At 52.1% G+C, this 13739-nt stretch carries 11 protein-coding genes, 2 tRNA genes and 4 rRNA genes; 5 read left to right on the top strand and 12 right to left on the bottom strand.

The window, feature by feature from the left end:
- The first annotated feature begins 95 nt into the window (after positions 1-95).
- Entirely contained in the window at positions 96-317 is a 222-nt protein-coding gene (locus ACQG0T_RS20945) for a lipoprotein (RefSeq protein WP_003860364.1), read from the top strand.
- A 335-nt stretch (positions 318-652) separates the two neighbouring features.
- Here ACQG0T_RS20945 and rrf (ACQG0T_RS20950) read toward each other — a convergent pair.
- The 6 genes from rrf (ACQG0T_RS20950) to ACQG0T_RS20975 all read right to left on the bottom strand — a co-directional run bounded on the left by rrf (ACQG0T_RS20950) (position 653) and on the right by ACQG0T_RS20975 (position 5999).
- Positions 653-768, bottom strand: a 5S ribosomal RNA gene (rrf, locus tag ACQG0T_RS20950).
- Positions 769-811: 43 nt separating this feature from the next.
- Positions 812-887, bottom strand: a tRNA-Thr gene (locus ACQG0T_RS20955).
- A 14-nt stretch (positions 888-901) separates the two neighbouring features.
- Positions 902-1017 (bottom strand): 5S ribosomal RNA (gene rrf, locus ACQG0T_RS20960).
- Positions 1018-1209: 192 nt separating this feature from the next.
- Positions 1210-4114: ribosomal RNA gene (locus ACQG0T_RS20965) — 23S ribosomal RNA — on the bottom strand.
- 183 nt (positions 4115-4297) lie between these two features.
- Positions 4298-4373, bottom strand: a tRNA-Glu gene (locus tag ACQG0T_RS20970).
- An 84-nt stretch (positions 4374-4457) separates the two neighbouring features.
- Positions 4458-5999 (bottom strand): 16S ribosomal RNA (locus ACQG0T_RS20975).
- The 16S, 23S and 5S rRNA genes sit together here with 2 tRNA genes alongside, the layout of an rRNA operon.
- Before the next feature lie 477 nt (positions 6000-6476).
- Between ACQG0T_RS20975 and ACQG0T_RS20980 the strand changes: the two genes are divergently transcribed.
- Positions 6477-7031 (top strand): gamma carbonic anhydrase family protein, encoded by a 555-nt coding sequence (locus ACQG0T_RS20980; RefSeq protein WP_003863357.1) that lies wholly within the window; start codon positions 6477-6479, stop codon positions 7029-7031.
- Here ACQG0T_RS20980 and ACQG0T_RS20985 read toward each other — a convergent pair.
- From ACQG0T_RS20985 to dprA, 6 genes are read right to left on the bottom strand one after another with little or no spacing between them, the layout of a single operon-like run.
- Complete coding sequence (locus tag ACQG0T_RS20985) at positions 7007-7255, bottom strand: DUF1488 domain-containing protein (protein WP_015571398.1); 249 nt, start codon at positions 7253-7255, stop codon at positions 7007-7009. The genes ACQG0T_RS20980 and ACQG0T_RS20985 overlap by 25 nt on opposite strands.
- Positions 7252-8070, bottom strand: coding sequence for a shikimate dehydrogenase (gene aroE / locus ACQG0T_RS20990; RefSeq protein WP_015571399.1), 819 nt, complete (start codon positions 8068-8070; stop codon positions 7252-7254). The genes ACQG0T_RS20985 and aroE overlap by 4 nt, the downstream gene beginning before the upstream one ends.
- A 4-nt stretch (positions 8071-8074) precedes the next feature.
- Positions 8075-8647, bottom strand: a complete 573-nt coding sequence (tsaC, locus tag ACQG0T_RS20995; protein WP_017693886.1) for an L-threonylcarbamoyladenylate synthase type 1 TsaC — start codon at positions 8645-8647, stop codon at positions 8075-8077.
- Positions 8640-9194 (bottom strand): DNA topoisomerase family protein, encoded by a 555-nt coding sequence (locus tag ACQG0T_RS21000; protein WP_252051793.1) that lies wholly within the window; start codon positions 9192-9194, stop codon positions 8640-8642. The genes tsaC and ACQG0T_RS21000 overlap by 8 nt, the downstream gene beginning before the upstream one ends.
- 26 nt (positions 9195-9220) lie before the next feature.
- Positions 9221-9694 (bottom strand): DUF494 family protein Smg, encoded by a 474-nt coding sequence (gene smg, locus ACQG0T_RS21005; protein WP_000460665.1) that lies wholly within the window; start codon positions 9692-9694, stop codon positions 9221-9223.
- Positions 9666-10790 carry a DNA-protecting protein DprA gene (gene dprA, locus ACQG0T_RS21010; protein WP_017693885.1) on the bottom strand — a complete coding sequence of 375 codons (1125 nt, stop codon included), beginning with the start codon at positions 10788-10790 and terminating at the stop codon, positions 9666-9668. Before dprA ends, smg begins: the two co-directional genes overlap by 29 nt.
- A gap of 127 nt (positions 10791-10917) precedes the next feature.
- On the opposite strand from dprA, the gene def reads away from it, so the two are divergent.
- From def to rsmB, 3 genes are read left to right on the top strand one after another with little or no spacing between them, the layout of a single operon-like run.
- Entirely contained in the window at positions 10918-11427 is a 510-nt protein-coding gene (gene def, locus ACQG0T_RS21015) for a peptide deformylase (RefSeq protein WP_015571402.1), read from the top strand.
- Between the two features lie 24 nt (positions 11428-11451).
- Positions 11452-12399 (top strand): methionyl-tRNA formyltransferase, encoded by a 948-nt coding sequence (fmt, locus tag ACQG0T_RS21020; RefSeq protein ID WP_271040475.1) that lies wholly within the window; start codon positions 11452-11454, stop codon positions 12397-12399.
- A 52-nt stretch (positions 12400-12451) separates the two neighbouring features.
- The gene (gene rsmB / locus ACQG0T_RS21025; protein WP_045907658.1) at positions 12452-13738 is read left to right on the top strand and encodes a 16S rRNA (cytosine(967)-C(5))-methyltransferase RsmB; all 1287 of its coding nucleotides are present in this window, start codon (positions 12452-12454) and stop codon (positions 13736-13738) included.
- Position 13739: the final 1 nt, after the last annotated feature.

A 13739-nucleotide genomic window follows, 5' to 3' on the forward strand; every position in this document is an offset into this window, starting at 1 on the left:
GCTGCATGGTATTAGTGCGGTGGTAAAATAATCATCAGTTCGTTAATTGCTGTATCGGCTCTTTAGCGAATAAGCGATCATATTGAGGTAACATCATGAAAAGATTCCTTTCCGTTGCACTTCTCGCTGCGCTGCTTGCTGGTTGCGCGCACGACTCTCCATGTGTACCGGTATACGACGATCAGGGGCGACTGGTTCACACCAATACCTGTATGAAGGGCACTACCCAGGATAACTGGGAAACAGCAGGTGCGATTGCTGGTGGCGCCGCGGCAATCGCTGGCCTGACACTCGGTATTGTCGCCCTGACTAAATAAGGCTTCTAAAAGCGCGGCCATCGCCGCGCTTTTATTTTTCCCTGATATAAGGAACGTATATTCCTCATCACGAATAGCATCAGATATTAATTAAATTCAATACGCTACCTTACTCCCCGCTATACCCCATACCTGTACATAACATTTAATTGATTTAACGCTGCTGCGAGCCAGCATAATGCATTCCACAACTTCAGTTTCAGTAGGGTAAAACGCTTTAATACGTCCGTAAGGTATTAATGGCGACAGCAGGAATATCGAATGAGGGAATTGGTTTGGCTGGAGCGATAACGCAAAAAGGCCATCCTTTCGGATGGCCTTTCTACTTGTTTGATGTCTGGCAGTTCCCTACTCTCACATGGGGAGACCCCACACTACCATCGGCGCTACGGCGTTTCACTTCTGAGTTCGGCATGGGGTCAGGTGGGACCACCGCGCTAAAGCCGCCAGACAAATTCTTTTACTTCTTGCCGAACTTTAACCTAAGTATAAAGTGGTGCTGATACCCAGAGTCGAACTGGGGACCTCACCCTTACCAAGGGTGCGCTCTACCAACTGAGCCATATCAGCACGCTAAATTTGATGCCTGGCAGTTCCCTACTCTCACATGGGGAGACCCCACACTACCATCGGCGCTACGGCGTTTCACTTCTGAGTTCGGCATGGGGTCAGGTGGGACCACCGCGCTAAAGCCGCCAGGCAAATTCTTGTGCTCTGTCCTGTGTCTTTCGCACTGATACTGCGTTGGCTGCTCTCGTAAAGTCAGTCACATACCTCAGTATGCTCCTTCCTTTCCTTCGTTTGCCGCCTTGTCTCAGCGCAAAATCCTTCGGACTCTGAATCTAAGCTGAAAATCGTGTCTGTCTCTTCGCCAAAACACCTTCGGCGTTGTAAGGTTAAGCCTCACGGTTCATTAGTATCGGTTAGCTCAACGCATCGCTGCGCTTACACACCCGACCTATCAACGTCGTCGTCTTCAACGTTCCTTCAGGAGACTTAAAGTCTCAGGGAGAACTCATCTCGGGGCAAGTTTCGTGCTTAGATGCTTTCAGCACTTATCTCTTCCGCATTTAGCTACCGGGCAGTGCCATTGGCATGACAACCCGAACACCAGTGATGCGTCCACTCCGGTCCTCTCGTACTAGGAGCAGCCCCCCTCAATTCTCCAGCGCCCACGGCAGATAGGGACCGAACTGTCTCACGACGTTCTAAACCCAGCTCGCGTACCACTTTAAATGGCGAACAGCCATACCCTTGGGACCTACTTCAGCCCCAGGATGTGATGAGCCGACATCGAGGTGCCAAACACCGCCGTCGATATGAACTCTTGGGCGGTATCAGCCTGTTATCCCCGGAGTACCTTTTATCCGTTGAGCGATGGCCCTTCCATTCAGAACCACCGGATCACTATGACCTGCTTTCGCACCTGCTCGCGCCGTCACGCTCGCAGTCAAGCTGGCTTATGCCATTGCACTAACCTCCTGATGTCCGACCAGGATTAGCCAACCTTCGTGCTCCTCCGTTACTCTTTGGGAGGAGACCGCCCCAGTCAAACTACCCACCAGACACTGTCCGCAACCCGGATTACGGGTCTACGTTAGAACACCAGCCATTAAAGGGTGGTATTTCAAGGTTGGCTCCACGCAGACTGGCGTCCACGCTTCAAAGCCTCCCACCTATCCTACACATCAAGGACCAGTGTTCAGTGTCAAGCTATAGTAAAGGTTCACGGGGTCTTTCCGTCTTGCCGCGGGTACACTGCATCTTCACAGCGAGTTCAATTTCACTGAGTCTCGGGTGGAGACAGCCTGGCCATCATTACGCCATTCGTGCAGGTCGGAACTTACCCGACAAGGAATTTCGCTACCTTAGGACCGTTATAGTTACGGCCGCCGTTTACCGGGGCTTCGATCAAGAGCTTCGCGTTGCCGCTAACCCCATCAATTAACCTTCCGGCACCGGGCAGGCGTCACACCGTATACGTCCACTTTCGTGTTTGCACAGTGCTGTGTTTTTAATAAACAGTTGCAGCCAGCTGGTATCTTCGACTGATTTCAGCTCCGCCCGCAGGGGCTTCACCTACACATCAGCGTGCCTTCTCCCGAAGTTACGGCACCATTTTGCCTAGTTCCTTCACCCGAGTTCTCTCAAGCGCCTTGGTATTCTCTACCTGACCACCTGTGTCGGTTTGGGGTACGATTTCGTGTTACCTGATGCTTAGAGGCTTTTCCTGGAAGCAGGGCATTTATCACTTCAGCACCGTAGTGCCTCGTCATCACACCTCAGCGTTAATAAGGTACCGGATTTACCTGGAACCTCCGCCTACATGCTTAAACCGGGACAACCGTCGCCCGGCTGACATAGCCTTCTCCGTCCCCCCTTCGCAGTAACACCAAGTACAGGAATATTAACCTGTTTCCCATCGACTACGCCTTTCGGCCTCGCCTTAGGGGTCGACTCACCCTGCCCCGATTAACGTTGGACAGGAACCCTTGGTCTTCCGGCGAGCGGGCTTTTCACCCGCTTTATCGTTACTTATGTCAGCATTCGCACTTCTGATACCTCCAGCATGCCTCACAGCACACCTTCAACGGCTTACAGAACGCTCCCCTACCCAACAACACATAGTGTCGCTGCCGCAGCTTCGGTGCATGGTTTAGCCCCGTTACATCTTCCGCGCAGGCCGACTCGACCAGTGAGCTATTACGCTTTCTTTAAATGATGGCTGCTTCTAAGCCAACATCCTGGCTGTCTGTGCCTTCCCACATCGTTTCCCACTTAACCATGACTTTGGGACCTTAGCTGGCGGTCTGGGTTGTTTCCCTCTTCACGACGGACGTTAGCACCCGCCGTGTGTCTCCCGTGATAACATTCTTCGGTATTCGTAGTTTGCATCGGGTTGGTAAGCCGGGATGGCCCCCTAGCCGAAACAGTGCTCTACCCCCGAAGATGAGTTCACGAGGCGCTACCTAAATAGCTTTCGGGGAGAACCAGCTATCTCCCGGTTTGATTGGCCTTTCACCCCCAGCCACAGGTCATCCGCTAATTTTTCAACATTAGTCGGTTCGGTCCTCCAGTTAGTGTTACCCAACCTTCAACCTGCCCATGGCTAGATCACCGGGTTTCGGGTCTATACCCTGCAACTTAACGCCCAGTTAAGACTCGGTTTCCCTTCGGCTCCCCTATACGGTTAACCTTGCTACAGAATATAAGTCGCTGACCCATTATACAAAAGGTACGCAGTCACCCCATAAAGAGGCTCCCACTGCTTGTACGTACACGGTTTCAGGTTCTTTTTCACTCCCCTCGCCGGGGTTCTTTTCGCCTTTCCCTCACGGTACTGGTTCACTATCGGTCAGTCAGGAGTATTTAGCCTTGGAGGATGGTCCCCCCATATTCAGACAGGATACCACGTGTCCCGCCCTACTCTTCGAGTTCACAGCATGTGTGCTTTCGTGTACGGGACTATCACCCTGTACCGTCGGACTTTCCAGACCGTTCCACTAACACACAAGCTGATTCAGACTCCGGGCTGCTCCCCGTTCGCTCGCCGCTACTGGGGGAATCTCGGTTGATTTCTTTTCCTCGGGGTACTTAGATGTTTCAGTTCCCCCGGTTCGCCTCGTTAACCTATGTATTCAGTTAACGATAGTGCAACGGATTGCACTGGGTTTCCCCATTCGGACATCGCCGGGTCAAGGGTTCATATCACCTCGCCGGCGCTTTTCGCAGATTAGCACGTCCTTCATCGCCTCTGACTGCCAGGGCATCCACCGTGTACGCTTAGTCGCTTAACCTCACAACCCGAAGATGTTTCATCTTCTGATTGCGAAAATTTGAGAGACTCGAACACACATGAGCTGTGTGTCGTTTCAATTTTCAGCTTGATCCAGATTTTTAAAGAGCAAATATCTCAAACATGACTCGCAAGTCAGTTTTGAGATATTAAGGCAGGTGACTTTCACTCACGAACCAGCAAGTGGCGTCCCCTAGGGGATTCGAACCCCTGTTACCGCCGTGAAAGGGCGGTGTCCTGGGCCTCTAGACGAAGGGGACGTACAGTCTCAATCGCAAGACGCCTTGCTATTTACTTTTCATCAGACAATCTGTGTGAGCACTGCAAAGGCAGGTTCTTTAAGGTAAGGAGGTGATCCAACCGCAGGTTCCCCTACGGTTACCTTGTTACGACTTCACCCCAGTCATGAATCACAAAGTGGTAAGCGCCCTCCCGAAGGTTAAGCTACCTACTTCTTTTGCAACCCACTCCCATGGTGTGACGGGCGGTGTGTACAAGGCCCGGGAACGTATTCACCGTGGCATTCTGATCCACGATTACTAGCGATTCCGACTTCATGGAGTCGAGTTGCAGACTCCAATCCGGACTACGACGCACTTTATGAGGTCCGCTTGCTCTCGCGAGGTCGCTTCTCTTTGTATGCGCCATTGTAGCACGTGTGTAGCCCTACTCGTAAGGGCCATGATGACTTGACGTCATCCCCACCTTCCTCCAGTTTATCACTGGCAGTCTCCTTTGAGTTCCCGGCCTAACCGCTGGCAACAAAGGATAAGGGTTGCGCTCGTTGCGGGACTTAACCCAACATTTCACAACACGAGCTGACGACAGCCATGCAGCACCTGTCTCAGAGTTCCCGAAGGCACCAAAGCATCTCTGCTAAGTTCTCTGGATGTCAAGAGTAGGTAAGGTTCTTCGCGTTGCATCGAATTAAACCACATGCTCCACCGCTTGTGCGGGCCCCCGTCAATTCATTTGAGTTTTAACCTTGCGGCCGTACTCCCCAGGCGGTCGACTTAACGCGTTAGCTCCGGAAGCCACGCCTCAAGGGCACAACCTCCAAGTCGACATCGTTTACGGCGTGGACTACCAGGGTATCTAATCCTGTTTGCTCCCCACGCTTTCGCACCTGAGCGTCAGTCTTTGTCCAGGGGGCCGCCTTCGCCACCGGTATTCCTCCAGATCTCTACGCATTTCACCGCTACACCTGGAATTCTACCCCCCTCTACAAGACTCTAGCCTGCCAGTTTCGAATGCAGTTCCCAGGTTGAGCCCGGGGATTTCACATCCGACTTGACAGACCGCCTGCGTGCGCTTTACGCCCAGTAATTCCGATTAACGCTTGCACCCTCCGTATTACCGCGGCTGCTGGCACGGAGTTAGCCGGTGCTTCTTCTGCGGGTAACGTCAATTGCTGAGGTTATTAACCTCAACACCTTCCTCCCCGCTGAAAGTACTTTACAACCCGAAGGCCTTCTTCATACACGCGGCATGGCTGCATCAGGCTTGCGCCCATTGTGCAATATTCCCCACTGCTGCCTCCCGTAGGAGTCTGGACCGTGTCTCAGTTCCAGTGTGGCTGGTCATCCTCTCAGACCAGCTAGGGATCGTCGCCTAGGTGAGCCGTTACCCCACCTACTAGCTAATCCCATCTGGGCACATCCGATGGCAAGAGGCCCGAAGGTCCCCCTCTTTGGTCTTGCGACGTTATGCGGTATTAGCTACCGTTTCCAGTAGTTATCCCCCTCCATCAGGCAGTTTCCCAGACATTACTCACCCGTCCGCCACTCGTCAGCGAAGCAGCAAGCTGCTTCCTGTTACCGTTCGACTTGCATGTGTTAGGCCTGCCGCCAGCGTTCAATCTGAGCCATGATCAAACTCTTCAATTTAAAAGTTTGATGCTCAATGAATTAAACTTCGTAATGAATTACGTGTTCACTCGTTGAGACTTGGTATTCATTTAGTGTCCGAAGACATTAAGAATCCATGTCACTTTGAGTGCCCACACAGATTGTCTGATAAATTGTTAAAGAGCAGTTGCGACGCGCTTCAGCGCTCTGTCGCGAGGTGGCGTATATTACGCTTTCCTCCTTCAGAGTCAACCTGTTATTTCAGGATTTTTTCTCTTCAGCCGACCGGGTTGTCTGTGAAGTGATTCACATCCGCCGTGTCGATGGAGGCGCATTATAGGGATCCCAGTTTTTAGCACAAGTATTTTTTAGATCTTTTTTTCCAACTGATGATTTTCCGTTCTTTTCGCTGAAAACCCACCCGATCCGCTTAAAAATTGACGCATTTTGCCTTGCCTCGATCCAGGAATACGATCAAAGTCTTCTTTAATAGCGCTCATCTGTATCGAGGTAGATATGTTTGCAGTATTACGTCCTTATAAAGATCTGTTCCCCCAAAAAGGCGATCGCGTGATGATCGATGCCAGCAGCGTGGTCATTGGTGATGTTCGCATGGCCGATGATGTCAGCATCTGGCCACTCGTCGCGATCCGGGGCGATGTTAACTACGTTGCAATCGGTGCACGCACCAATATTCAGGACGGCAGCGTGCTGCATGTGACTCATAAGTCATCTTATAACCCTGAGGGCAATCCGCTCATCATTGGGGAAGATGTCACCGTCGGTCATAAAGTGATGCTCCACGGTTGCACAATCGGTAACAGGGTTCTCGTTGGGATGGGATCGATTTTGCTGGATGGCGTCATAGTAGAAGATGACGTAATGATTGGCGCAGGAAGCCTTGTTCCGCAAAACAAACGTCTGGAAAGTGGCTATCTCTATTTAGGCAGTCCGGTTAAACAGATCCGCCCCCTAAAAGAGGCGGAGATCGAAGGATTGAAATACTCAGCGAACAATTACGTTAAATGGAAGAATGACTATCTGGATCAGGATAACCAGACCCAACCCTGATCGTCTTCCTGCTGATCGCGGATCAAATCGCTGGCTTCCTCTTCCAGATCCCAGCGATTTTCGCAAAAGACCGCTAACGGATCTGAACCACCAAAGCGCTGATGCAACGTCTCCCCTTTAATCGCACAGGTGAGCTGCATTCCATGCACCAGCACCGGGAAACAAACCGCTTGCTTATTTTCATCCCAGATTTCTCTGTCGGGAAAATGAATCGCCTGATTCATGCCATCAGTTCCTGTTTCAGCTTTTCGATCACTGGTTCTACAGCAGGTAACACGCCATGCCAGAGTAGCACCGCATGAGCCGCCTGCCCCACCAGCATGCCCAGACCATCAGCCACGTGTTTTGCCCCCTGTTGTTCACACCAGGTCAGAAATGGCGTTTTCCCTTTTTGATAAAACATGTCATAGGCGTAGATGTGGGAATGAACCAGGGATGCAGGAATCGCCGGGATCTCTCCATTAATACCGCTTGAGGTGGCATTAATTACAAGATCAAATTCGTGACCCGCGAGATCGTCAAGTGCTACCGCAGTTACGCTGCCTGTGTGTGCGAACAACGCCGCCAGCTCTTCTGCTCTGGAGAAGGTACGGTTGGTGATTGTCACCGCACAATCCAGCGAAAGAAGAGGAAGCAATACGCCGCGCGACGCGCCACCCGCGCCGATCAGCAGGATCCGAAAGCCTGGTTTAATAAACGACAGTCGTTCCAGATCGCTGAGTAAACCTATGCCATCGGTGTTATCGCCCAGAAGGCGACCATCTTCGAGCCGCTTAAGGGTATTGACGGCACCAGCGAGCGAGGCACGCTCGGTCAGCTCATCCGCGCGCCCGAAAGCCTCTTCTTTAAAAGGCACCGTGACGTTCGCACCTTTACCACCCGCATCAAAAAAGCTATTCAGCGTCGGTATAAATGCATCAACAGGCGCAAGAACCCGACCATACGGGTGATCTATCTGCAATTGCTCTGCAAACAGCTGATGGATCAGAGGCGACTTGCTGTGCGCGATCGGGTTACCAAAAACAGCATAGGTTTCCATAACATTATCCCTGGCGAAAACGTTCGCCGGTCAAGGCATCGCGAATTTCTGACGGGTTAAGACGCCCCCCGGTTTCACCCACGGCTACAGGGAAATCATTCCCGAACTGCGCCAGAACTTCTTCTGTTGTCCGACAAGGGGGAAGCCCGGTCAGGTTGGCGCTGGTTGAAACCAGGGGTTTACCAAATGCCTGGCATAACTCCACCACCAAGGGATGGTCGGTAACGCGTACCGCGAGTGAATCGAAACGCCCGGTTAACCAGCGCGGCGTTGTCGGTTGTGCAGGAAAGACAAACGTAACGGGACCTGGCCACACAGAGAAAATGGTTTCCCGCTGTGCAGGCGTCAGCATGGAATCATCAATATAAGGCTTAAGCTGCTCGTAGTTCGCAGCGATCAAAATCAATCCTTTTTCGACAGGCCGCTGTTTTAGCGCCAGCAGACGGTTAACGGCGACTTCGCTGTCAGGATCGCACCCGACCCCGAAAACGGCTTCTGTTGGATAGGCGATGACTTCTTCTTTTTTCAGGATGTCCACCGCCTGCGCGATGGAGCCTGATGGCAGGTTATTATTCACTGATTTGATCCGCCGAAACCGGCTTTCCACATTGTTTACTGGCGCAAAAGCGTTTCAAGCCTTGCGCGGTTTTCTTTTCTATAAGTAACGGATAATCGCAATGAGGGCAGACGCCCGCTACTGGTTTGAAATTGATAACGAACTGGCATTCAGGATAGCGATCGCACGAATGGAAGGTCTTGCCATAACGAGAGCGGCGCTGCACCAATTGACCACGCTGGCACTGAGGGCAGGCAATTGCCGTTTCATCTGGTTTATCAATTTGTTCCGTATGTTCACATTCCGGATAGCGGCTGCATCCGATAAACATCCCGAACCGCCCCTGCCGCAGCGCCAGTTCGCAGCCACAGAGTGGACAAAGCTGTCCCTCCAGAATTTTGACGATATGTCCGTCCGCCTGGCTTTTCAGGGGACGGACATAATCACATTCCGGATAGTGTGAACAACCGAGAAACGGACCGTGTTTCCCGGACCGAATAACAAGTTCAGCCCCACACTGTGGGCAGGGCTCGTTTTTATGCACCGTGAAGAGTGCTGATTTGGCCATAACAACTCTTGTTGCTGCACATAGAATTAATGCAGCATACCTTCATTCACTTCAAAGAGTAATTCTTCCATTTGCTGATAGGCATTTTCACAGCCTGGGATGTTGAACAGAACCATCAGGATCACCCATTTGAGATCTTCCAGTTCAAATTCAGCAGTATCCAGCGCCATGACGCGCTCTATCACCATCTCTCTCGTTTCGAGGTTTAGCACCTGAATCTGCTCGAGGAATAAAATGAATCCCCGGCAGCTGGCATCCAGCCTTTCACACTCTTCAGCTGTATAGATGCGCACAGACAATGGGTCAGAAGCAAGCTGCATCGGTTCGGCGAGGCCGTCCTGATAATCAGCCAACTTATCCAGCCACATCAACGCATTATAAATATCTTCCCGCTCAAAACCTGCGTCGGTCAGATCCCGTGTTAATTTGTCCTGATCCACCTGCATTTCTGCTTCGTTGTGGATGTAAGTCTCAAACAAATACATCAGTACGTCGAACATGGCATGCCCTCCTTAATCGGACATAGCCGCCGGGTACAGCTGCGATCCACCCTGCTAACTCCAGTTCGAGTAGCTGTGCTACCGTTACTGGCACAGGTTGGCCGGCACGTTCAGCGACAACGTCAACAGGTGTTACCTCATCTCCTACGTTAGCCAGGAGCTTGGGAAATGGCAATGCTACTGCCTCCTGATCCGATGAAATATGTCGCTTTTGGAGATCATCCTGCAACCAATGCAATCCATATTGCAAATTTTCCAGGATATCCTCTTTACAGGTCACCAGCGTCGCCCCCTGTTTTATCAGCCAGTGAGGGCCTTCGCAGCCAGGGTTCCCCAACGGGCCGGGTAGCGCAAAGACTTCACGCCCCTGCTCCAGTGCGCACCTTGCGGTAACCAGCGATCCACTCCGAATCGCAGCTTCGACCACCAGCACGCCCTGGCTTAACCCACTGATGATCCGGTTACGCCGTGGAAAGTTACCCGGTCTGGGCGATGTCGAAAGTGAAAACTCAGACACTATCGCCCCCTCTGAAGCGATAAGTTGCTCAGCCAGAATGTGATGACGACGCGGATAGAGACTAAAAAGACCATTGCCAAGCACGGCGACACTTCGCCCTTTTGCTGACAACGCCGCATGATGTGCCACACCATCGATGCCGCAAGCCAGGCCACTGGTGATCGTAAAGCCACATTGGGACAGCTGTTCACTCAGCATTTTCCCCCACCGCTCGCCATACCACGAGGGCGCACGGCTGCCCACAACCGCAAGCTGCATGCTATTAAGCACGTCAACGCGGCCTCGCACAAATAGCGCCCCGGGAAAATCAGGTATAGAACGTAACAATGGCGGAAAGCGAGGATCATCCGCTGTGAGAAGGTGGTTGTCGGTGTGTTCCAGCCATTCCAGACTACGTTCAAGCTCACTCTCACTGAACGAAAAAAACTTTACGGCATGTTTGGGCGAAAGCCCTGACGCGTTGACAGCTTCAGCATCGACGGTTGCCTGGCGAAGCAGCCTCTGCGCAATCTCCAGCATCGCGTCACCGTATAACGACCCGATGTTTATAAGCCGTAACCATATCTCTGTGGACGTCATCCTTTTCCCTGCCATAAGCAGCCTCAGCAATCTTTGCGATTGGTCACTGATGCTGTCAATCGACCGGGGATTTGTCTAGAATAGAAGTAATATTCTTATCAACTCCTGAACACGACTCTGGAAATTTATGGCAGTTTTGCAAGTGTTACATATTCCTGACGAGCGCCTTCGCATCGTCGCGGAACCGGTTAAAGAAGTGAATGCAGAAATTCAGCGTATCGTCGATGATATGTTCGATACCATGTACGCTGAAGAAGGCATTGGCCTTGCCGCGACCCAGGTAGACATTCACAAACGTATTATTGTGATCGACGTTTCTGAAAATCGTGATGAGCGCCTGGTGCTGATCAACCCTGAGATGCTGGAAAAAAGCGGCGAAACAGGTATTGAGGAAGGCTGTCTGTCTATCCCTGAACAGCGCGCTTTGGTGCCACGTGCCGAAAAAGTTAAAATCCGCGCACTGGATCGTGACGGCAATCCGTTTGAGCTGGAAGCCGACGATCTGCTGGCGATTTGCATTCAGCATGAGATGGATCACCTGGTCGGTAAGCTGTTTATCGATTACCTCTCACCGCTGAAGCAACAGCGTATTCGTCAGAAAGTTGAGAAACTGGATCGTTTACGTTCTCGCGCTTAACGCCCCCCGGATACAAGGAATAACGTGTCTACATCACTACGTATAATCTTCGCGGGTACCCCTGATTTTGCAGCGCGTCATCTCGACGCGCTGCTATCGTCTGGTCATCAGATTGTTGGCGTATTTACTCAGCCTGATCGTCCGGCTGGCCGCGGTAAAAAACTGATGCCTGGCCCGGTTAAAGTGCTGGCAGAAACGCATGGTTTGCCGGTTTTCCAACCTGCATCATTACGACCTCAGGAAAACCAGCAGTTAGTGGCAGACCTGAACGCTGACGTGATGGTAGTTGTGGCTTACGGCCTCATTCTGCCGAAAGCGGTACTCGATATGCCCCGCCTGGGCTGTGTTAACGTTCATGGTTCCTTGCTCCCACGCTGGCGTGGTGCAGCCCCTATTCAGCGCGCTCTGTGGGCAGGCGATGCTGAAACTGGCGTGACAATCATGAAGATGGACGTAGGTTTAGACACGGGCGACATGCTGTATAAACTGGCGTGTCCCATTACCGCAGAAGATACCAGCGCCACGCTGTATGACAAGCTGGCGGATCTCGGTCCGCAGGGGCTGATTGAGACGTTGCAACAGCTTGCTGACAATACAGCGTCACCTGAAGTGCAGGATGAGGCACAGGTGACCTATGCTGAAAAACTGAGTAAAGAAGAAGCCCGGATCGACTGGTCCCTGTCAGCAGCTCAACTCGAACTCTGTATCCGCGCCTTTAATCCATGGCCGATGAGCTGGTTGATGATTGATGAGCAGCCAGTGAAAGTCTGGAAAGCTTCAGTTATTAACGGCAATACTTCGGCAGAGCCCGGTACGATTATCGACGCCAGCAAAAACGGTATCCAGGTTGCGACCGGAGAAGGGATCCTGAATCTTGAATCGCTGCAACCGGCCGGTAAAAAGGCAATGAGCGCGCAGGATCTATTAAATTCCCGTCGTGAATGGTTCATCCCTGGCAATCGCCTTGCCTGAACAAATTTACTCTTAAGGCCCGGTGTTTCCGGGCATTTTTATTTTTACGGTTATGAAAAGACAAAATCTACGCACTATGGCGGCTCAGGCCGTTGAGCAGGTTATCGAGCAGGGCCAGTCACTGAGTAATGTCCTGCCTCCACTGCAACAAAAGGTTTCCGATAAAGACAAAGCACTGCTTCAGGAGCTGTGCTTTGGCGTGCTGCGCACCCTCTCTCAGCTTGAATGGTTAATTAATAAGCTGATGTCACGCCCAATGAGCGGCAAGCAGCGTACCGTGCATTATTTGATCATGGTCGGTTTCTACCAGCTTCTTCATACCCGCATTCCACCTCATGCTGCGCTGGCTGAGACAGTGGAGGGTGCCGTTTCGATTAAACGTCCTCAACTGAAAGGGTTGATTAACGGCGTGCTGCGTCAGTTCCAGCGTCAGCAGGACGAACTGCTGGCAGAATTTGCGCAAAGCGAAGCGCGCTTCCTGCACCCTGAATGGCTGCTGAATCGCCTTAAAAAAGCCTACCCACAGCAATGGCAAGACATTGCTGATGCCAATAACCAACGTCCGCCGATGTGGTTACGCGTCAATCGTAACCATCATACCCGCGACGCATGGCTAGCCCTGCTGGAAGAGGCCGGAATGAGCGGCTTCACACACGCTGCTTATCCTGATGCGGTTCGTTTAGCCTCCCCTGCACCGGTACATGCATTACCCGGTTTTGAAGAGGGCTGGGTAACGGTACAGGACGCATCCGCTCAGGGCTGCATGACCTGGCTTGAACCGAAAGACGGGGAGCAGATCCTTGATCTCTGTGCAGCGCCAGGGGGGAAAACAACGCATATTCTGGAAGTGGCGCCGCAGGCCAGCGTGATGGCCGTGGATGTTGATGAGCAGCGTCTTTCACGCGTCTATGACAACCTCAAGCGTCTGGGTATGAAAGCACAGGTTAAGCAAGGCGATGGACGTAAACCCGCAGACTGGTGTGGTGATACCAGGTTCGATCGTATTTTGCTGGACGCCCCTTGCTCAGCAACTGGCGTGATTCGTCGTCATCCCGATATCAAATGGCTGCGTCGCGATCGTGATATCAAGGAGCTTGCCCAGTTGCAATCCGAAATTCTGGATGCCATCTGGCCGCATCTCAAACCCGGCGGAACCCTGGTGTATGCAACCTGCTCCGTTCTTCCGGAAGAGAACAGTCAGCAAATTGCGGCCTTCCTGAAACGCACCCCGGACGCTACGCTGCATGATACGGGGACGCCTGAGCACCCGGGCCTGCAAAACCTGCCGGGCGCAGAAGAGGGTGATGGCTTCTTTTACGCTAAGCTAATCAAAGAGTGAT

The sequence above is a fragment of the Enterobacter cloacae complex sp. 302F9 genome (assembly GCF_050030335.1).
GTDB lineage: Bacteria > Pseudomonadota > Gammaproteobacteria > Enterobacterales > Enterobacteriaceae > Enterobacter > Enterobacter hormaechei_C.

Bases quoted from the DNA above. Each gene is read 5' to 3' on its own strand.
- ACQG0T_RS20945 (WP_003860364.1), top strand. From the start codon at position 96: ATGAAAAGATTCCTTTCCGTTGCACTTCTCGCTGCGCTGCTTGCTGGT.
- ACQG0T_RS20980 (WP_003863357.1), top strand. From the start codon at position 6,477: ATGTTTGCAGTATTACGTCCTTATAAAGATCTGTTCCCCCAAAAAGGC.
- ACQG0T_RS20985 (WP_015571398.1), bottom strand. From the start codon at position 7,255: ATGAATCAGGCGATTCATTTTCCCGACAGAGAAATCTGGGATGAAAAT.
- aroE (WP_015571399.1), bottom strand. From the start codon at position 8,070: ATGGAAACCTATGCTGTTTTTGGTAACCCGATCGCGCACAGCAAGTCG.
- ACQG0T_RS21000 (WP_252051793.1), bottom strand. From the start codon at position 9,194: ATGGCCAAATCAGCACTCTTCACGGTGCATAAAAACGAGCCCTGCCCA.
- smg (WP_000460665.1), bottom strand. From the start codon at position 9,694: ATGTTCGACGTACTGATGTATTTGTTTGAGACTTACATCCACAACGAA.
- dprA (WP_017693885.1), bottom strand. From the start codon at position 10,790: ATGACGTCCACAGAGATATGGTTACGGCTTATAAACATCGGGTCGTTA.
- def (WP_015571402.1), top strand. From the start codon at position 10,918: ATGGCAGTTTTGCAAGTGTTACATATTCCTGACGAGCGCCTTCGCATC.
- rsmB (WP_045907658.1), top strand. From the start codon at position 12,452: ATGAAAAGACAAAATCTACGCACTATGGCGGCTCAGGCCGTTGAGCAG.